Raw genomic sequence first — 18688 nt, forward strand, 5'->3', positions numbered from 1 at the left:
CCGGTAGCACGCGCCTCCCGGCGCCCACAAGAGCGGGGCCGTCCAGGTTGTCGGCCGTCGGGGCCCTTGGCCCCCCGCGCCCGCTGCCGGAGACTGTGGCGATGACCCAGCGTGTGGAACTCTCGACCGTGATGGACCGGCTCGCCATCGATGAACTCGTCACGGGCTACGCGGCCGCCGTCGACGACGCCGACTGGTCCGCGTACGGGGAGCTGTTCACTCCGGACGGGCGCGCCGACTACCGGATGGCGGGCGGTGTGGAGGGGCCGGCGGCCGAGGTCGCGGCCTGGCTCGCGGAGACCATGCGGCTCTTCCCGGTCCGCCAGCACCTGATCGTCAACCGGCTGCTCACCCTCCAGGACCTCGGCGGCTATCCCGGCGACCGGGCTCAGGTGCGGGCCGACTACCTCAATCCGATGCGGTTCGGCGCGCAGGACGACGGCGACGGCGGGCCGGTGGAGCCCAACTTCGTCTCCGGCGGCCGGTACGCGTTCTCGGTGCTGCGCACCGACGCGGGCTGGCGGCTGCGCGAGGTGACCGTGCACGAGAAGTGGCGGCATGTGTCGGGGGCGCTCGGCACGGACTGAACGGGGCGTACGGGCGCACGACGGGGCGGACTCGCCGGGCGCGCGGGCCATCTGGGCGCGGCCGCCCCGCTGCCGCACACTGAGGGCGCACACTGGGGACACGCCCGGGCGGAAGCCACCGCTCATGGGCGGGGCGAGGAGGCGTGGCATGCGGGTTCCGGTCGGGCTGCGGCACGCTCTCACGGGGCTGCGCCACCGTCTGATGGTGTCGCGGTGGTGGCGGGGCACGGCGGCGCTGCTCGCCGGCGCGCTCCCGGCCCTGGCGTTCCCGGCGCCGGGCCTGTGGTGGTTCGCGTACGTCGCGCTGGTGCCGTGGCTGCTGCTGATCCGCTCGGCCCGCGACGGGCGGCGGGCCGCGCTCGACGGCTGGCTGGGCGGCACCGGGTTCATGCTCGCGGTGCACCACTGGCTGATGCCGAGCCTGACCGTCTTCATCGTCGTCCTGGCCGCGCTCCTGGGGCTGCTGTGGGCGCCGTGGGGCGTCCTCGTGCGCTCGACGCTCGGCGGTCCCGGCGCGGGCAGGCCCTCGCCGCTGCGCGCGACGGCCGCGCTCGCGGTGCTGCCCTCGGGCTGGCTGATGGTCGAACTGGTCCGCTCCTGGCAGGGGTTGGGCGGCCCGTGGGGGGTGCTCGGCTCCAGCCAGTGGCAAGTGGCTCCGGCGCTGCGCCTCGCCTCGGTCGGCGGGGTCTGGCTGGTGAGCCTGTTCGTGGTGGCCGCCAACGTCGCGGTGACGGTGCTGCTCGTCTCCCGCCCGGCGCGTACGCCCGTGGTGGCCGCGGTGCTCGCCGGGGCCGTCGCCGCCGGGGCCGTGTGGGCATGGGCGCCGCGTCCCGAACGGGCGGGCCGGGTGCGGGTGGCCGTCGTCCAGCCGGGCATGTACGAGAGCGGCGGCTCCCGCTTCGCCCGCAGCGAGGCCCTGACCCGGGAACTGGCGGGGCGGGACGTGGACCTGGTGGTGTGGGGCGAGAGCAGCGTCGGCTCCGACCTGACGGCCCGGCCGGACCTCGCGGCCAGGATCACCGCGCTCTCGCGGGCGGTGGGCGCGGACATCCTGGTGAACGTGGACGCCCGCCGCGCCGACCGGCCGGGGATCTTCAAGAGCTCGGTCCTGGTCGGGCCGGACGGGCCGACGGGCGACCGCTACGACAAGATGCGGCTGGTGCCGTTCGGCGAGTACATCCCGGCCCGCTCGCTGCTCGGCTGGGCCACCTCCGTCGGCAAGGCCGCGGGCGAGGACCGGCGCCGGGGCTCGACGCCGGTGGTGATGACGCTGCCGGACGGGCTGCGGATCGGTCCGGTGATCTGCTTCGAGTCGGCGTTCCCGGACATGAGCCGCCATCTGGTGCGCGAGGGCGCCCGGTTGATCGTCGCCCAGTCGTCGACGTCGTCGTTCCAGCACAGCTGGGCGCCCGCGCAGCACGCCTCGCTCGCCGCGCTGCGCGCCGCCGAGACGGGCCGCCCGGCCGTGCACGCCACGCTCACCGGGATCAGCGCGGTGTACGGCCCGGACGGCCGGCGGATCGGCCACTGGCTCGGCACCACAAGCAGCACGGCCGGGGTCTACGACGTGCCGCTCGCCGACGGCACCACCCTCTACGTCCGGTTCGGCGACTGGGCGGTGTACGCGGCGCTGCTGGTCCTCGCCGCGTACTGCGCCTTCACGGGGCGGCGCTCGCTCAGGAGGCCTGCTCCAGAGCCTCCCGTACCACCCGCTCGCACAGCTCGTGCGTCGCAAGAGCGTCCCGTGCACTGACCAGCTTCCCGGCCCGTACGGCGTCGAGGAAGGAGTGCACGGCCTGCTCGATGCCGCGCTGGCGGGCCACCGGAACCCAGTCGCCGCGCCGGCGCACGGTCGGCTGGCCCTTGTGGTCGACGACGTCGGCCAGATTGAGCACCTGCCGCTTGGTGTCCTGTCCGGAGACCTCCAGGATCTCCTCGGTGGAGCCGTTCATCCGGTTCATCGTGCCGATGGCGGTGAAGCCGTCGCCGGAGAGCTGGAGGACGACGTGCTCCATCAGTCCCTCGCGCACCCGGGCTCGTACGACCGTGTGCTCGACGGGCCCCGGCGCCAAAAAGCGCAGGGTGTCCACGACGTGGATGAAGTCGTCCAGGACCAGCGTGCGCGGGTCCTCGGGGAGCCCGACGCGGTTCTTCTGCATCAGGATGAGCTCGCGCGGGTGCTCGGCGCACTGCGCGTAGCCGGGCGCGAGCCGCCGGTTGAAGCCGACGGTCAGGCTCACACCGCGCTCCTCGGCGAGCTCCACGAGCCGCTGGGAGTCGGCGAGTTCGTACGCCAGCGGCTTGTCGACGTAGGTCGCCACGCCCGCTTCGAGCAGCCGGGTCACGATCGTCGGGTGCACGGCGGTCGGCGCGTGCACGAAGGCCGCGTCGAGGCCCTGCGCGAGGAGCGCGTCGAGCTCGGTGTGGCGCTGCGCGAGTGGGACGTGGTGGGTGTCGGCGACCCGCGCGAGAGTGGCGGGGGTGCGGGTCTGCAGATGCAGCTCCACCCCCGGCAGGGTGGTCAGGACCGGCAGATAGGCCTTCTGCGCGATGTCCCCGAGTCCGATGCAGCCGACCTTCACGAAGTCTCCTGTCGCCGTCCGGTTTCCTGCTTCCTTGCCTGGTCAGCATACGTGGGGCGGAACGGCTGCCGGACGGCGCGGAACGGCGCCCGATATCCCGTGGCGGTGGCGGGGGCGATCCGTGAGGATGGCCGCCATGACGACGACCGAGACGCCCGAACGCCAGGAACCCGCCCTCGACGCCGACGAGCTGTCGATGCTCGTGGGCTGGCTGGAGTACCACCGCGAGACCCTCGCCCTGAAGTGTGCGGGGCTCACCGACGAGCAGCTCAGGACGGCTTCGATGCCGCCCTCCGGGCTCACCCTGATGGGCCTGATGCGGCATATGTCCGAGGTCGAACAGCACTGGTTCAGCAATGTCTTCGGCGGCGAGCAGGGCGCGCCGCACTACTACACCGACGAGGACCCGGACGGCGACTTCCACCCCGGCCCCGAGGACACCTTCGAGGAGGCGCTCGCCACCTGGCGCGGCGAGATCGCCAAGGCCCGCGCCCACGCCGAGGGGCACACGCTCGACGACCTGAGCGCCGGCACCTCGCGCGGCGGGCAGCACTTCAACCTGCGCTGGGTCTACACCCACATGATCGAGGAGTACGCGCGCCACAACGGCCACGCCGACCTGCTGCGCGAGGGCGTCGACGGCACGACCGGCGACTGACCCAGCGCCGACGGCGCCGTCCGCCGTCACCCTCCGCCGTCACTCGTGCGGGCCAATCCCGGCCCGCACGCGCGCACAACGGGCCCCGCACCCAGCAGAGTTGAGCGGGTGCACCGAACACGAACCACAGCGAGGCTTCTCGTCGGGGTGGCCGCCCTGGCCGTTTCCGGATGTGTCAGCGTCCCGCACGGTCCCGCCCCGGGACCGCCCGCGGCGCCCGAGCGCCGGACCAGCGAGCAGGCCGACCGGAACGTCCGGCCCCAGATCGTCCAGGCCCCCGCCCGCGAGGCACTGGAGGCGGCACTGCCGCCCGCCCCGGAGCCCCGGGCCCCGGCCGCGCATCCCGCCCCCGCCCCGCATCCGCACCCGCGCGCCCACCCGGCGCCGCCGCGCCCGCACCCCGCACCACACCCGGCCGTGCCGCATGTGCCGCACGTGCCGAAGCCCGCGCCGATCATCGGGGACGACGTCTGCGACCTGGGCAGGTCACTGGGCGGCTGGCGTCCGGACAGCCCTGAAGCACGCATCTGCGAGGGGGCGTACGGGAAGTAGGGGAACGAGCGAGAAGTAGCGGCGGGCCCCGGCACGTCCGCGACAGGCCCGGGGGCCGCGCCGAAGCCCGATTGTCGGTGCGGGCGGCTAGCGTCAAGGCGACCGGATGCGTACGCAAGGCTCGCGGAGGCCGCAGTGATGGAGCAGCAGGAGGCGTCGGAGGACGTCGTCATGACCCGGATCGGCCAGGCGCTGATGCTCCTGCACGGCGGCGACCGGGAGGAGGCGCGCAACCGCTTCGGCGTCATCTGGGCGGAGATCGGCGAGCACGGCGATCCGCTGCACCGCTGCACGCTGGCGCACTACATGGCGGACGCACAGGACGACGCGGGCGACGAACTGGCCTGGGACCTGCGGGCGTTGGCCGCCGCCGACGGGCTCGGCCAGGACCGGCTCGACGCACACCACGCCTCGCTCGCGGTCCGGGCCTTCTACCCGTCGCTGCATCTGAACCTGGCGGCGGACTATGTGAAGCTGCACCGCCCGGACGCCGCCCGCATCCATCTGGACCGGGCGCACGCCGCCCTGGACGCGCTCGCGGACGACGCGTACGGAAACGGGATCCGGGCGGCGCTCGACCGGCTGGAGCTGCGGCTCGACGGCATCTGAGTGCCTGAGCGCCCGCGGCCGACGGGCGCCCGCGGGTCCCGCCGCGCAGGCGCCCCGAGGCGGGTCAGCCCAGGTCGGGGATGCGCCAGTCGATCGGCTCGTGGCCCTGCGCCGCGACCGCCTCGTCGATCTGGGTGAAGGGCCGCGAGCCGAAGAACCGCTTGGCCGACAGCGGCGAGGGGTGGGCACCCTTCACCACGATGTGCCGCTCCTCGTCGATCAGGGGGAGCTTCTTCTGCGCGTAGTTCCCCCACAGCACGAAGACCGCCGGGTCCGGGCGGGTGGCGACCGCGCGGATCACCGCGTCGGTGAACTTCTCCCAGCCCTTGCCCTTGTGGGAGTTGGCCTCGCCCTCGCGGACGGTCAGCACCGCGTTGAGCAGCAGGACACCCTGCTCGGCCCACGGCATCAGATAGCCGTTGTCCGGCACCGGGTGGCCGAGCTCCTCCTTCATCTCCTTGTAGATGTTCCGCAGCGACGGCGGCGTCCTGACGCCCGGCCGCACCGAGAAGCACAGCCCGTGGCCCTGGCCCGCGCCGTGGTACGGGTCCTGGCCGAGGACCAGGACCTTCACCTTGTCGTACGGAGTCGCGTCCAGGGCGGCGAAGACCTCCTCGCGCGGCGGATAGACGGGACCCTTCGCCCGCTCCTCCTCGATGAAGTCGGTGAGCTCCTTGAAGTACGGCTTCTGGAGCTCCTCGCCGAGGACGCCGCGCCAGGACTCGGGCAGCATGGCGATGTCGGTCACGTCAACAACCTCCGTGGGACGTTCGGTTCCCGCACCCTGCGGTGCGAGGTACCGAAAAACCTACCGGCCGCCACTGACAACGCCTGCCGCGCCCGTCCCGCCGGGCCTCCTACCAGCTGGTCTTGCGGTGCAGCTCCCACATGCACATGACCGTCTGGGGGTCGATGGCGCGCTCGCCGCCGGCGATCTCCTCGCTGGCCGCGACATAGAGCTTGCCCTGCCACAGCGGCAGCAGCCGCACATCGTCGGAGAGCACGTCCTGGGCCCGCTCGAACTTCTTGCTGACCGCGCCCCGGTCGGAGACCTCGCGGGTCTGCGGGATCAGCTGATCGACGATCTCCTTGGGCTCGTACGAGGTGCCGACCGCGTTCTCCTTGCCGACGAACGGCGCGATGAAGTTGTCCGGGTCCGGGAAGTCGGGGAACCAGCCGCGCCCGAAGACGGGGTACTCACCGGCCTGCATCCCCTGGGTGTACGCCTTCCAGGGGCGGCTCTGCAGGGTCACCTGGAACAGCCCGGAGGCCTCCAGCTGCCGCTTGATCTCGGCGAACTCCAGCGCCGTGGACGAGCCGTACCGGTCGGTCGTGTACCAGAGGGTGAGCGGCACCGGGTCGGTGATCCCGGCCTTGCGCAGGATGGACTTGGCCTTGGGGACGCTGGGGGCGCCGAAGGTGTCGAAGAAGCTCACCGTGTGCCCGGCCACACCCTTGGGCACCATCGAGAACAGCGGCTCGGCCGTGCCCTTGTAGACCTTGGCGACCAGCGCCTCCCGGTCGACGAGCTGGGCGACGGCCCTGCGTACGGCCGGATTGGCGGCGAGCGGGTCCTTGGGGTTGAAGACCAGGAAGCGGATCTCCGTGCCGACCGTCTCGACCAGCTGGAGCTCCTTGCCGGCGGCCTTCTCGTTCTGGACGTCCACGACCTCGTCGGCGGTCAGGCCCCGGTAGGTGACGTCGATCTGCTTCTTCTTGAGGGAGTCCACCATGGCGGCGGAGTCCTTGAAGTAGCGGATCGAGACGGCGTCGTTCTTGAGCTGCGCGAACCCGGCGTAGTGGGAGTTCTTCTTCAGCTCGGCCCGGTCGCCCGCCCGGTACGACTCCAGGGTGTACGGGCCGGAGCCGGTGAGCCCGCCGTCGTCGCGGAGCGCGTTCGCCGGGTAGGACTTGGGGTCCACGATGGACATGGCGGGCGCGCCGAGCACGAAGGGGAAGGTCGCGTCCGGCTTGTTCAGATGGAAGGTGACCGTCCGCTCGTCGTCGGCGGTGACCCGGTCCAGGCTGGTGAGCAGGCCCTTGGGGCCCGCCTTCACATTGATCTTCACAATGCGGTCGATCGAGTACTTCACGGCCGCGGCGTCGATCTTGTCGCCGTTGGAGAACTCCAGGCCCTTGCGCAGCGTGCACTGGTACGTACGGCTGCCGGCGCCCTTGAACTGGCAGTTCTCCGCCGCGTCCGGCTGCGGCGCGTTGCTGCCGGTCGGGAAGGACAGCAACGTCTGGAAGACGTTACGGAAGAGTTCCCAGGAGCCGTCCCAGGAAGCGGCCGGATCGAGGGTGCTCGGCTCGCTCACCGTGCCGACCTTGATCGTCTGTTCGGTATCCGAACCGCTCCCCGAGAGCAGTCCGCAGCCGCTCAGCAGGGACATCGCCGATATGGACGCAAGGGCCGCGGTGGTGCGCAGGCATATGGTCCGGTTGAACACGTGCACGCTCCTCGTTCCGCCATGAGTCGGCAGACCATACCGCAGCGCCCCGCCCGGTCAACTGAATGACCAGACGGGGCACTTGGGGTATTGAGGGGCAAACCGGGCGACTACTCACCGGTATCAAGATCACCCTACGCGACGCACGCGCGCGTACGCGCGTCGGCGCACCCGCGCGTCAGTGCACGCCCGCGCCGAGGAACAGCCCTCCGTCGACCACCAGCGTCTGCCCGGTCACCCAGGCCGACTGCTCGGAGGTGAGGAACGCGACCGCGCCCCCGATGTCGGAGGGCACCCCGAGGCGCTTGAGGGGGTAGGCCGCGGCGGCCTCCTCCTCGCGGCCCTCGTAGAGCGCCTGCGCGAACTTGGTCTTGACCACCGCCGGGGCGATGGCGTTGACCCGCACGTCCGGCGCGAACTCGTGCGCCAGCTGGAGGGTCAGATTGACCATGGCCGCCTTGCTCATCCCGTACGCGCCGATGAAGGGCGAGGGGGCGAGGCCGGCGACGGACGCGATGTTCACGATCGCGCCGCCGTTCTCCTTCTGCCAGGCCTTCCAGGTCTGCTGGGCGAAGCCGAGCGCGGAGATCACATTGGTCTCGTACACCTTGCGCGCCACGTTCAGGTCGAGCTCCGCCATCGGGGAGTAGACCGGGTTGGTGCCCGCGTTGTTGACCAGGAAGTCGACCCGGCCGAAGGCCTCCATGGCGCGCTCCACCGCGACGGCCTGGTGGGCCTCGTCATGAGCCTTCCCGGCGACGCCGATGACCCGGTCCGCGCCGAGCCGCTCGACGGCCTCCTTGAGGGCGTCCTCGCCCCGGCCGGTGATGCAGACGCGGTCGCCGCGGGCGACCAGCGCCTCGGCGACGCCGTAGCCGATGCCCCGGCTGGCGCCGGTGACCAGGGCGACCCTGCCGGAGAGCTCGGGGAGCTGAATGTCCGTCATGATGTGTTCTCCCGGCTTCAGTTGAGGGGTCCGCCGGCCACGTACAGCACCTGGCCGGAGACGAAGCCCGCGTCGTCGCCGGTGAAGAAGGCGATGGCGTTGGCGATGTCCTCGGGCCTGCCGACGCGCTGCACGGGGATCTGGGTGGCGGCCGCGGCCTGGAAGTCCTCGAAGCCCATGCCGACCCGGGCGGCGGTCTGCGCGGTCATCTCGGTGACGATGAAGCCGGGGGCGACGGCGTTGGCGGTGACGCCGAACTTGCCGAGCTCCTTGGCGAGGGTCTTGGTGAAGCCCTGGAGGCCGGCCTTGACCGCGGAGTAGTTGGCCTGGCCGCGGTTGCCGAGCGCGGAGGACGAGGAGAGCGAGACGATACGGCCCCAGGCGGCGTCCACCATGTGCTTCTGGACGGCCTTGGCCATCAGGAACGCGCCCTTGAGGTGCACGTTCATCACGAGGTCCCAGTCGGACTCGCTCATCTTGAAGAGCAGGTTGTCACGCAGGACGCCCGCGTTGTTGACGAGGATGGTGGGCGCCCCGAGCTCGGCGGCGACGCGCGCCACGGCGGCCTCCACCTGGGCGCTGTCGGAGACGTCGCAGCCGACGGCGATCGCCCTGCCGCCCGCCGCCGTGATCTTCTCGACGGTGTCCTTGCAGGCCGCCTCGTCGAGGTCGAGTACGGCGACCGCGCGGCCCTCGGCCGCGAGCCGGACGGCGGTCGCGGCGCCGATGCCCCGGGCCGCCCCGGTCACGATGGCTACGCGCTGCTCGGTGGTGGACATGCTGTTCTCCTCGCCCTGGGGATCCGCGGCTCCTCGTCCCTGAGCAACCGCTTAGTAGCTTCAGCAGACGAGACGCTAGAAGCCCTGGCACCCGGTGTCAACGGCCCACGGATCCCCCGGCGAAGGTCACACCCGCGCGGCCCGCCCTCCGGGCGGACGACGGGGGTTCGAAGACAGGCCCTCAGTGGACGAGCAGGTCGAGCAACCGCTCGGTCTCGGCCGCCGGATCCATGGTGAGCCCGGTGTGCACCGGCCCCGGCTGCACCACCGTCGACCGCGGGGCGATCAGCCAGCGGAACCGGCGCCCGGCGTCGTCGCCCGCCGCCTGCCCGGCCGCCTCGCCGCCGCCGCAGACCCCCTCGACGGCCCGCAGCGCCGCCCGCACCCCCACCACGTCCGCGTGCGGGTCGAGCGCCTTCAGCTTGGCCTCGTCCAGATGTGTACGGGCCGCGACGAACGACTTGGCCCGGCAGTAGACCAGCACTCCGGCGTTGAAGTACTCCCCGCGCTCGACGCGCGGCACCACGCGCAGCAGCGCGTACTCGAAGACATCGCGGTCGCTCACTTGCCGTCCTTCTCGCCGGGCGCCGCGGATTCTGCGGGCTTGCTGTCCTTGGTGGGGTGCGGCCAGGGCTTGAGGTGGTCGGTGAGCCAGCCAGGGGCCTGCGACGGAGCCGCCTTGGCGGGCGCGTCCAGCGTGATCCGCTCGTGGATGTCGGCGGCGCGGGCGAGCAGCGGCGCCACGTACGCCCGGCGCAGCGCGTCCGTCGTGTCGAAGCCGGGCTCGTCCACCAGCCACTCGTCGGGCACCAGCGCGGTGACCTCGGTCAGCAGCTCCTCGGTCACCAGCGGCGCCAACTCGGCGGCGGCGGAGGCCACATCGGGCCCGAACGGGGCGAGGGCGTGGTCCGAGGCGTTGTAGGGCTTGGCGGCCGAGGCCTGCGCGCCCGGCCAGTTGTGGTGCCAGATCATCGTGGCGCCGTGGTCGATGAGCCAGAGATCGCCGTGCCAGACGAGCATGTTAGGGTTCCGCCACGAACGGTCGACGTTGTTGATCAACGCGTCGAACCAGACGACCTTGCCCGCCTCCGCCGAGCTCACTTGGTAGGCGAGCGGGTCGAACCCGATCGACCCGGGCAAGTAGTCCATTCCGAGATTCAGCCCGCCGCTCGCCTTCAGCAGCTCCTGCACCTCCTGGTCCGGCTCCGAGAGCCCGATGACGGGGTCGAGCTGAATGGTGACCAGTTCGGGGACGCGCAGAGCGAGCCGTCTGGCGAGCTCCCCGCAGATCACCTCCGCCACCAGGGTCTTGCGGCCCTGCCCGGCGCCGGTGAACTTCATTACGTACGTACCGAGATCGTCGGCCTCGACGATCCCCGGGAGCGAGCCGCCCTCACGCAAAGGCGTGACATAGCGGGTCGCTGTCACTTCATTGAGCATCTGCCCAGGCTACTGGGACGGATGCGACTGTTCGATCACTCAAACCCCGAAGGGACGCTTCGCCATGCCCACCGAAGAGAAGACCGCCCAGGCCCAGGCCACCGAGGACTTCCCCCTCCAGTTCGCGCGCACCAGGCGCTTCTCGCTCGGCGCGCCCCGGAGCCTCACCGTCTCCCCCGACGGCGACCGGGTGCTGTTCGTGCGCACCGCCGACGGGCGCTCCCCGCTCAGCTCGCTGTGGCTGTTCGAGAACGGCCGGGAGCGCGTCCTCGTCGACCCGCTCGCGCTCGGCGAGGAGGACGAGGTGCCGCAGGCGGAGTTGATCCGCCGCGAGCGGGCGCGCGAGACCAGCGGCGGCATCGTCGGATACGCCACCGACGCGGCCGTCCGCACGGTCGTCTTCGCCCTCTCCGGCGCGCTCTGGCTGGCCGGGACGGACGGGAGCGCGCCGCGCCGGCTCCCGACCGCGGGCCCGGCCGTCGACCCGCGCCTCTCCCCCGACGGCACGCTCGTCTCGTACGTGACGGGGCGCGCCCTGCACGTCGTACGCGCCGACGGCACCGGCGACCGGCAACTGGCCGCACCGGAGGGGCCGGACGTGTCCTACGGGCTGTCCGACCACGTGTCGGCCGAGTCCATCGGCCGCGCGCGCAGCTCCTGGTGGTCGCCGGACGGCTCCGCGCTCCTGGTCGTCCGCGTGGACAACTCGCCGGTCCAGCGGTGGTACCTCAGTGATCCCTCGGACCCGGCGAAGGCCCCTCGCGCACTGCCGTACCCGGCGGCGGGCACCCCCAACGCGGAGGTGTCACTGGTCGTCGTCCGCGTCGACGGCGAACGGGTCCCGGTGCGGCTGCCCCGGTCGGCGGACGCCGCGTCGCACCCGGCCGGCGTCTGGACCGACCCGGCCTTCGAATACCTGGTGGAGGGCGGCTGGGACGGGGCGGGCGCGTTCGCCACCGTCCAGACCCGGGACCAGCGCACCGCGTACCGCCTCGCCATCGACCCGGCGAGCGGCGCGACCGAAGTGACGAATCGTCACCATGACGACCACTGGCTGGAGTTCACACCGGGAGCGACGGCGCTCGCCCGATCCGGGGCCGCCCTGGGAGAGGGACTTCCCGCCGGTCTGGAAGTGCGCGCGATACTCGGCTCGGCCGGTGACACGGTCTACTTCGCGGCGAGCGACGAGCCGACCGAGACCCACGTCTGGGCGTACGCACCCGAGTCCGGCTTCACCCGTGTCACCGAGGAGCCCGGGGTGCACACCGCGGCCCTCGGCGGCGACACCCTCGTCCTCGACAGCCGCACCCTGCACGAGCACACCGTCACCGTCCTGCGCGACGGCAAGCCGACGGGCCGGATCGGCGTGCTGACCGAGCGGCCGGCGGTGACGCCGAGGCCGGTGTTCCTGTCGCTGGGCGAGCGCGAACTGCGCACCGCGCTCTATCTGCCCTCCTGGCACCGCGAGGGCGCGGCCAGGCTGCCGGTCGTCGTCCACTCGTACGGCGGCCCCGGCACCCAGACCGTCGTACGGGCCAACGGCTGGCACCACGCGGTGAACCAGTGGTTCGCCGAGCAGGGGTTCGCCGTCCTGTCCGTCGACGGGCGCGGCACTCCGGGGCGCGGCGAGGCATGGCGTACGTCCATCCACGGCGACCAGCTCACCCCGGTCCTGGAGGACCAGGCCGACGCGGTGCGGGCGGCCGCCGAGCGCTACCCCGATCTGGACACGGGCCGGGTGGGCATCCGGGGCTGGTCGTTCGGCGGGTATCTGGCGGCGGCCGCCGTGCTGCACCGGCCCGATGTGTTCCACGCGGCCGTGGCGGGCGCGGCCCCGACCGATCTCACGCTCTACGACACCCACTGGAAGGAGCGCTATCTCGGCCACCCGGACGTGCAGCCGGAGAACTACGAGCGCTGTTCGCTGGTCGCGCACGCCCACAAGCTGACCCGGCCCCTGATGCTCGTCCACGGGATGGCGGACGACAATGTGGTGCCCGCACACATGCTGCGGTTCTCGCAGGCGCTGGTCGCGGCGGGCAAGCTGCACAGCGTGGTTCCGCTGGTGGGCGAGAGCCACTTGGTCACCAAGGAAGGTGTGGCCGACACCCTGCTGTGGCTCAATCTCGACTTCCTCAAGAAATCCTTGAACGTCTGAACAAGCGACAACGCCCGGCCGTATCCCTTCACGCAGCCCCGTGTAGCAAGGTGAAGGGAAAGCCAGTATGAGCACCCAAGCTCTTCCGTCCGAGCCGGGCCCGGCCCGCCGTACCGTCGTCGCGGCGGTCGGCGGCGTCGGGCTCGCGGCCGCGCTCGCCGCCTGCGGCGACTCGGACAAGTCCGGCGACGCCGCCAAGTCCTCCGGTGACGGGGGTACGGGAGGAACGGGCGGCAGCGCCGGAGGGGGCGACGCCGGGTCGGCCGGCGGCGGGGTGCTGGCGAAGACCGCCGACATCCCGAAGGGCGGCGGCAAGGTCTTCCCCGACCAGGGCGTGGTGGTGACCCAGCCGACGGCGGGCACCTTCAAGGCGTTCTCGGCCACCTGCACCCACCAGGGCTGCACGGTGAAAGATGTCGTCGGCGGCACCATCAACTGCCCTTGCCACGGCAGCAAGTACGACTCGGCGACGGGCAGTGTCATGGGCGGCCCGGCGCCGCGGCCGCTCCCCACAAAGGCGATCAAGGTGGAGGGAGACTCGATCAAGCTGGCGTGACGGGCGGCCGTGCGGGCGGGTCACGCCCGTACGACCCGACGCGGCCCTTTCCAACAGGCCACGATGTCGTCGGTGGTGGCGATGGTGGCGACCAGGGCCAGCGTGTTGCGGATCATCGCGGGGGTGTACTCGGCGGGCACCCCCGCGATTGCGTCCGCGGGCACCACGGCGGTGTAGCCGAGGTTGACGGCGTCGAACACGGCGTTCGGAATGGCCACGTTCGCCGAGACACCGCTGACGATCAGCGTGCGGCAGCCGAGATTGCGCAGCAGCGGGTCGACATCCGTCCCCGCGATCGGCGAGAGGCCGTGCAGTCTGCGGACCACGAGGTCCTCGTCCGCCACGTCGATGCCCTCGACGATCCGCACCGCCGTGGTGCCGGAGTACTGCTGTACGGGCAGGCGTTCGGCGGCCCGGAAGAGGCGGGCGTTGCGGTTCGCGCCGCGCCCGTCCGGCCGCCGCTCGGCCACCGCGTGCAGGACCTGGACGCCGGTCTCGTGCGCGGCGGCGACGAGCCGGGCGATGTTGTGCAGGGCGCCCGACGACCGTGCCACCTTGGCGAGTTCGGGCAGCGCGCTGTCGAGGCCGACGACGCCCTGCTGGCACTCCACGGTCATCAGCACGGTGGAGGCGGGATCCAGTTGCCCGGCCAGCCGTTCGTTCGGTCGCTCGTTCAGTCGTTCGTTCGTCGCCATGGCGCGGGAGGCTAATGGGCATTGCGCGAGGGGGGAAGGGCGCGCCATGATTCCTGACACTCAGTCAGCTCGCGGAAGGAACCGCCGATGACCGCCACCCAGCGCCGGGGCCGCCGGATCATGATGACGGACGCCGAACGGGACGCGTTCCTCACGGAACAGCGCACCTGCCGGGTCGCCACGGTCGCCCCCGACGGCCACCCGCACGTCGGCGCGCTCTGGTACGTCTGGGACGGAACCGCACTGTGGCTGTACTCGATCACCCGCAGCCTGCGCTGGTCGCAGCTGCTCAAGGATCCCAGGATTGCGGTGGTGGTGGACGCGGGAGAGTCGTACGGGGAGCTGCGCGGCGTGGAGCTGCGGGGCAGCGCGGTCCCGGTCGGCGAGACCCCCCGCACGGGCGAGCCGTGCGCCGAACTGGACGCCCCGGAGCGGCAGTTCGCGAGCAAGAACTTCGGCCTGAAGGAAATGATCCACGACGGCAGCCACGCGTGGCTGCGCCTGACGCCGGAGACGATCGTGTCGTGGGACTTCAGAAAGCTGAACAACAAATTCAGCCCCTCCGGCGTTTGAGGAGCGGGGTCCGGGGCGGAGCCCCGAAGCGGGGTGCAGGGGGCGCAGCCCCCGGGAAAACCACCTCCACCCACCCCCGCCCCCGCCCTCACCCGGCCAAATCAACCCCCGCCGAAACCAACGCCTCCACCGCCGCCCGGATCGAGGGCCGCCGATCCGCATCCGCACGCCACACCGCGTACACATGCCGCCGCATCGCATCCCGCACCGGCACCACCCGTACCCCCTCGGGAACCGGCCCCCGCCCGAGCCGGGGCGCGACGCTCACGCCCAACCCGGCCTCCACGAGGGCGAGCTGGGTGGCGTGCTCACGCGCCACGTGCCCGATGCGCGGCTCGACCCCCTTGCCCCGCAGCGTGAACATCAGCCACTCGTTGCAGAACTCACCCTCGGGCCAGGTGACCCACTCGTCCGAGGCGAACTCCTCCAGGTCCACGGCCTCGCGCCCCGCGAGCCGGTGCCCCACCGGCATCGCCACATCCGCCAGGTCGTCGAGGAGCGACCGCTTCGCCAGCCCGTCGGGCAGCGGCAGCGGCTTGTTGTACCAGTCGAGGACGACCGCCAGGTCGAGGTCGCCGAGCAGCACGCCCCGTACCGAGTCCTCCGCCTCCAACTCGTCGGAGCGGACGGCCAGTTGGGGGTGTGCGGCGCGCAGCGCGGCGAGCGCCGCCGGGAACAGGCCGCGCGCGGCCGTGGCGAAGCCCGCGATCCGCAGCTCGCCCACGACCCGGCCGCGCTGGGCCTCCAGATCGGCCTGGGCGATCTGGACCTGGGAGAGGATCCGCGCGGCGTGCTCGGCGAGCAGCCGGCCCGCGTCGGTGAGCCGCACGCCCCGCCCGTTCTTGGCGAGCAGCGGCTGCCCTGCCTCCCGTTCCAGCTTCGCGAGCTGCTGGGACACGGCCGAGGTCGTGACGTGCAGATTGTCGGCGGCACCGCCCACCGAGCCGTGGCGGGCCACCGCGTCGAGGGTCCGTAGGCGCTCCAAGTTCAACATGTAAGCGATGCTAACTGAACCACTCCACTTTTTCTCGCTTGTGCTACGAGGTTGAACAAGCCAGGCTTGCCGCCATGAGCACCGTCACCCCGCCCCGGTCCCTGTCGAGACCGTCCTCGTTCCTCTCCACCCGCCGCCCGGCCCTCGACTGGCGGGTCCGGTTCGCGGCGCTCTCGCTGGTCTGGGGGTTCAGCTTTCTCCTGATCAAGGTGGGTACGGACGGCTACGCCCCGTTCCAGGTCACCTTCGGGCGGCTCTTCTTCGGTACGGCGGTGCTCGCCGTCGCCATGGCCGTCAAGCGGGAGCGGCTGCCGCGCGGCGCCCGCACCTGGCTCCATCTGGCGGTGGCCGCACTGCTTCTGAACGCGTTGCCGTTCTCGCTCTTCGCGTACTCCGAGCTGACGATCCCCTCGACCCTCGCCGGCATCTGCAACGCGACCTCCCCGCTGTGGGGCATGGCGCTGTCGCTGGTGGCGCTCTCCGAGGACCGGCCGACCCGGCGCCGGGTGGCGGGCCTCGGTCTCGGCTTCCTCGGGGTGCTCACGGTCCTGGGCGCCTGGCAGGGTTTCCACGGCCTGGATCTGACGGGCACCGCGATGGCCCTGCTCGCCTCGCTCTGCTACCCGGTCGGCTGGATCTACGTCCGCCGTACGCTGGCGGGCAGCGGCCACTCGAACCTGTCACTGATCGGCTCCCAGCTGGGCCTGGCGACCGTTCAACTCGCCCTGGTCACCCCGGTGTTCGCCGGAGTCCCGACCTCGTTCCCGCTCGTCCCGCTGCTCGCCGTGGCCGCGCTCGGCGCCCTCGGCACCGGCTTCGCGGTGCTCGTCCAGTACGGCCTGGTCAACGAGGTGGGACCGACGACCGCGCAGATGGTCACGTACTTCATCCCGGTCATCGCCACCGCCGCCGGGGTGCTGGTCCTCGGCGAGAGCCTGAGCTGGAACACCCCGGTCGGCGCGGTGATCGTCCTCGCGGGCGCGGCCCTCACGCAGAGCCGCCCGAGGGCGACCCGGCAGCCCACCCCTGCGCCCGCCGACCAGCCGTAGCGCCCGGCCATGGCTTCCGGCCGTACCGCCTAGTCGTACCGTCGCCCCGGCGCCGACCCCGTGGCCGCCGCCACCGCGTCGGCGGCGGGGCCGATGTCGGCCGGGGCGAGCGTGGAGACGGTGAGGCGGATGCCCGGCGGAGCCGCCATCCGGAAGCGCGCGCCCGGCGCCACCGCCCATCCGGCGTGCAGCAGCCGCGCCACCGCCGCCGTCTCGTCGGGCACCGGCACCCACACGCTGAACCCGCTGCGGCCGTGCGCCGCGACGCCCCGCGAGCGCAGTGCGCGCACCAGGGTGTCGCGGCGCTCCCCGTAGGAGCGGGCCACGGCCGCCGGGTCGAGGACGTCCGAGGTCCACAGGTGTACGACGGTTCGCTGGAGCAGCCGGCTGACCCAGCCGGGGCCGAGCCGCTGGCGCCCGCGCACCCGGTCGAGGGTCACCGCGTCTCCGGTGAGCACGGCGAGCCGCAGGTCGGGGCCGTACGCCTTGGCCACCGACCGTACGAACGCCCAGTGTTCGGTGGTCCGCGAGAGCGGGGAGAGCGGGACGTCGACCATGCCGTGGCCGTGGTCGTCCTCGATCAGCAGGACCGAGGGATGCGCGGACAGCACCTCGCGCAGCGCGCGGGCGCGGGCCGCGCTCACGGCCGCGCCGGTCGGGTTCTGCGCGCGGCAGGTGACGACCAGCGCCTTGGCGCCCGCGGCGAGCGCGCTGTCGACCGCCCCGGGCAGCGGCCCCTCGTCGTCGAGCGCCACCGGCACCGGCCGCAGCCCGAGCGCCGGGACGAGGTCGAGCAGCGCGCCCCAGCCCGGGTCCTCGATGGCGACGGCGTCGCCGGGCCGCAGATGCGCGGCGAGCACCCGCTCGATCGCGTCGAGCGAGCCGGAGAAGACACCGACCGGGCCCGGCGGCACCCCGTCGGCGTCCAGGGCCGCGCGGGCCAGCCGCGCCAGCTCCGGGTCCACCGGGTCCTGCCCGTAGAGCGTGGGCCGCTCGGCGTGGTCGCGGGCGGCGGCCGCGAGCGCGTCGCCGAGCGGCGGCAGCAGGGCGGGGTCGGGGTTGCCGTCGGAGATGTTGCGCACGCCGACGGGCACGTCGATGCGCTGGGCGTCGCGGGCGGTACTGGCGGGGCGCGGACGCACCCGGCTGCCCCGGCGGCCGCCGGTCTCGATGACGCCCCGGTCCCGCAGGATCCGGTAGGCGGCCGCGACCGTATTGGGATTCACCCCGAGCTCGGTGGCCAACTCCCGCAGCGGCGGCAGCACTTGCCCCGGCTCCAGCTCTCCGGCGCCCACCGCGCGCTCCACGTCGGCGGCGATCTCCGATGCGCGGCGCCCCACAATCCGATACTCTCCTAGCACAAACATAACTATGCACTAGTGCAATGGAGAACGCAAATGCCCGACACCGCTGCCTACGAGCCCACCGAGCGCACCGTGCCGACCCGCTCGCGCGAGCGGGCCTCGTACGACCGCGAGCTGGTGCACGGGATACTCGACGAGGGATACGTCTGCCACCTCGGCTTCGTCCGCGACGGCGCCCCGGTCGTGCTGCCGACGCTGTACGGCCGGATCGGCGAGCGGCTGTACGTGCACGGCTCGACGGGTTCGCGGCCGCTGCGCATGGCCGGCAAGGCGGACCCGGGGCTCGCGGTCTGCCTCACCGTCACGCACGTCGACGGCCTGGTGCTGGCCCGCTCGGCCTTCCACCACTCGATCAACTACCGCTCGGTCGTGGTCCACGGCATCGCGTACGAGGTCACCGACCCCGAGGAGCGGCGCGGCGCCCTGGACGCGATGGTCGACCAGGTGGTGCCCGGCCGCTCCTACGACTCGCGGCAGGCCAACGCCAAGGAGCTCGCCGCGACCGCGGTGATCCGCCTCGACCTGAACGAGGTGTCGGCGAAGGTCCGCACCGGCGGCCCCAACGACGAGCCCGAGGACAGCACCCTGCCGCACTGGACCGGTGTGCTCCCGGTCGTCCGGGGATACGGGACGCCGGTCCCGGCCGACGACCTGGACCCGTCGGTTCGGCTGCCGGAGTACCTCGCGGCGCTGTGA

General features: G+C 72.4%; 20 protein-coding genes. 10 read left to right on the plus strand and 10 right to left on the minus strand.

Annotation, left to right across the window (positions count from 1 at the left end; translation table 11 throughout):
* The first annotated feature begins 101 nt into the window (after positions 1 to 101).
* Positions 102 to 587, plus strand: coding sequence for a nuclear transport factor 2 family protein (locus tag OG965_RS09020; RefSeq protein WP_371650977.1), 486 nt, complete (start codon positions 102 to 104; stop codon positions 585 to 587).
* 148 nt (positions 588 to 735) lie between these two features.
* Positions 736 to 2340 carry an apolipoprotein N-acyltransferase gene (lnt, locus tag OG965_RS09025; protein WP_371650978.1) on the plus strand — a complete coding sequence of 535 codons (1605 nt, stop codon included), beginning with the start codon at positions 736 to 738 and terminating at the stop codon, positions 2338 to 2340.
* On the opposite strand, the gene OG965_RS09030 is transcribed toward lnt, so the two are convergent.
* Positions 2264 to 3169, minus strand: coding sequence for a Gfo/Idh/MocA family protein (locus tag OG965_RS09030; RefSeq protein WP_371650979.1), 906 nt, complete (start codon positions 3167 to 3169; stop codon positions 2264 to 2266). The two genes, lnt and OG965_RS09030, sit on opposite strands and share 77 nt — an antisense overlap.
* 136 nt (positions 3170 to 3305) lie before the next feature.
* On the opposite strand from OG965_RS09030, the gene OG965_RS09035 reads away from it, so the two are divergent.
* The 3 genes from OG965_RS09035 to OG965_RS09045 all read left to right on the plus strand — a co-directional run bounded on the left by OG965_RS09035 (position 3306) and on the right by OG965_RS09045 (position 4988).
* Positions 3306 to 3827: a DinB family protein gene (locus OG965_RS09035; RefSeq protein WP_371650981.1), complete on the plus strand. Its 522-nt coding sequence runs from the start codon at positions 3306 to 3308 to the stop codon at positions 3825 to 3827.
* A 108-nt stretch (positions 3828 to 3935) separates the two neighbouring features.
* Positions 3936 to 4379: a hypothetical protein gene (locus tag OG965_RS09040; RefSeq protein WP_371650983.1), complete on the plus strand. Its 444-nt coding sequence runs from the start codon at positions 3936 to 3938 to the stop codon at positions 4377 to 4379.
* 138 nt (positions 4380 to 4517) lie between these two features.
* The gene (locus OG965_RS09045) at positions 4518 to 4988 is read left to right on the plus strand and encodes a hypothetical protein (protein ID WP_371650985.1); all 471 of its coding nucleotides are present in this window, start codon (positions 4518 to 4520) and stop codon (positions 4986 to 4988) included.
* Positions 4989 to 5052: 64 nt separating this feature from the next.
* Here OG965_RS09045 and ung read toward each other — a convergent pair whose 3' ends face one another.
* The 6 genes from ung to OG965_RS09075 all read right to left on the minus strand — a co-directional run bounded on the left by ung (position 5053) and on the right by OG965_RS09075 (position 10603).
* Entirely contained in the window at positions 5053 to 5736 is a 684-nt protein-coding gene (gene ung / locus OG965_RS09050; RefSeq protein ID WP_371650987.1) for a uracil-DNA glycosylase, read from the minus strand.
* Between the two features lie 109 nt (positions 5737 to 5845).
* Complete coding sequence (locus OG965_RS09055; RefSeq protein WP_371656891.1) at positions 5846 to 7381, minus strand: ABC transporter substrate-binding protein; 1536 nt, start codon at positions 7379 to 7381, stop codon at positions 5846 to 5848.
* A 235-nt stretch (positions 7382 to 7616) separates the two neighbouring features.
* A complete protein-coding gene (locus OG965_RS09060; protein WP_371650989.1) occupies positions 7617 to 8384 on the minus strand; it encodes an SDR family oxidoreductase in 768 nt (255 codons plus the stop codon).
* 17 nt (positions 8385 to 8401) lie between these two features.
* Positions 8402 to 9163, minus strand: coding sequence for a 3-oxoacyl-ACP reductase FabG (gene fabG, locus OG965_RS09065; protein ID WP_371650991.1), 762 nt, complete (start codon positions 9161 to 9163; stop codon positions 8402 to 8404).
* 181 nt (positions 9164 to 9344) lie between these two features.
* Positions 9345 to 9728: a DUF3037 domain-containing protein gene (locus OG965_RS09070; RefSeq protein WP_371650993.1), complete on the minus strand. Its 384-nt coding sequence runs from the start codon at positions 9726 to 9728 to the stop codon at positions 9345 to 9347.
* A complete protein-coding gene (locus OG965_RS09075) occupies positions 9725 to 10603 on the minus strand; it encodes a HipA family kinase (RefSeq protein WP_371650995.1) in 879 nt (292 codons plus the stop codon). Before OG965_RS09075 ends, OG965_RS09070 begins: the two co-directional genes overlap by 4 nt.
* Before the next feature lie 64 nt (positions 10604 to 10667).
* On the opposite strand from OG965_RS09075, the gene OG965_RS09080 reads away from it, so the two are divergent.
* Together OG965_RS09080 and OG965_RS09085 are read left to right on the plus strand one after the other, a co-directional pair.
* Positions 10668 to 12761: a prolyl oligopeptidase family serine peptidase gene (locus OG965_RS09080; protein WP_371650997.1), complete on the plus strand. Its 2094-nt coding sequence runs from the start codon at positions 10668 to 10670 to the stop codon at positions 12759 to 12761.
* A 67-nt stretch (positions 12762 to 12828) separates the two neighbouring features.
* The gene (locus tag OG965_RS09085) at positions 12829 to 13317 is read left to right on the plus strand and encodes a Rieske (2Fe-2S) protein (protein WP_371650998.1); all 489 of its coding nucleotides are present in this window, start codon (positions 12829 to 12831) and stop codon (positions 13315 to 13317) included.
* A 20-nt stretch (positions 13318 to 13337) separates the two neighbouring features.
* Here the strand turns inward: OG965_RS09085 and OG965_RS09090 are convergent, their stop codons facing one another.
* Positions 13338 to 14012, minus strand: a complete 675-nt coding sequence (locus OG965_RS09090; RefSeq protein WP_371650999.1) for a cysteine hydrolase — start codon at positions 14010 to 14012, stop codon at positions 13338 to 13340.
* Positions 14013 to 14099: 87 nt separating this feature from the next.
* Here OG965_RS09090 and OG965_RS09095 point away from each other — a divergent pair, with 87 nt between their 5' ends.
* Positions 14100 to 14585, plus strand: a complete 486-nt coding sequence (locus tag OG965_RS09095) for a pyridoxamine 5'-phosphate oxidase family protein (RefSeq protein ID WP_371651001.1) — start codon at positions 14100 to 14102, stop codon at positions 14583 to 14585.
* An 88-nt stretch (positions 14586 to 14673) separates the two neighbouring features.
* On the opposite strand, the gene OG965_RS09100 is transcribed toward OG965_RS09095, so the two are convergent.
* The gene (locus tag OG965_RS09100) at positions 14674 to 15579 is read right to left on the minus strand and encodes a LysR family transcriptional regulator (protein WP_371651002.1); all 906 of its coding nucleotides are present in this window, start codon (positions 15577 to 15579) and stop codon (positions 14674 to 14676) included.
* Between the two features lie 74 nt (positions 15580 to 15653).
* Here OG965_RS09100 and OG965_RS09105 point away from each other — a divergent pair, with 74 nt between their 5' ends.
* Positions 15654 to 16628, plus strand: a complete 975-nt coding sequence (locus tag OG965_RS09105) for a DMT family transporter (protein ID WP_371651003.1) — start codon at positions 15654 to 15656, stop codon at positions 16626 to 16628.
* Between the two features lie 29 nt (positions 16629 to 16657).
* Here OG965_RS09105 and OG965_RS09110 read toward each other — a convergent pair whose 3' ends face one another.
* Positions 16658 to 17989: an aminotransferase class I/II-fold pyridoxal phosphate-dependent enzyme gene (locus OG965_RS09110; protein ID WP_371651005.1), complete on the minus strand. Its 1332-nt coding sequence runs from the start codon at positions 17987 to 17989 to the stop codon at positions 16658 to 16660.
* Positions 17990 to 18025: 36 nt separating this feature from the next.
* On the opposite strand from OG965_RS09110, the gene OG965_RS09115 reads away from it, so the two are divergent.
* Positions 18026 to 18688: a pyridoxamine 5'-phosphate oxidase family protein gene (locus OG965_RS09115; protein ID WP_371651007.1), complete on the plus strand. Its 663-nt coding sequence runs from the start codon at positions 18026 to 18028 to the stop codon at positions 18686 to 18688.

Source organism: Streptomyces sp. NBC_00224, assembly GCF_041435195.1.
Classification (GTDB): Bacteria; Actinomycetota; Actinomycetes; order Streptomycetales; family Streptomycetaceae; genus Streptomyces.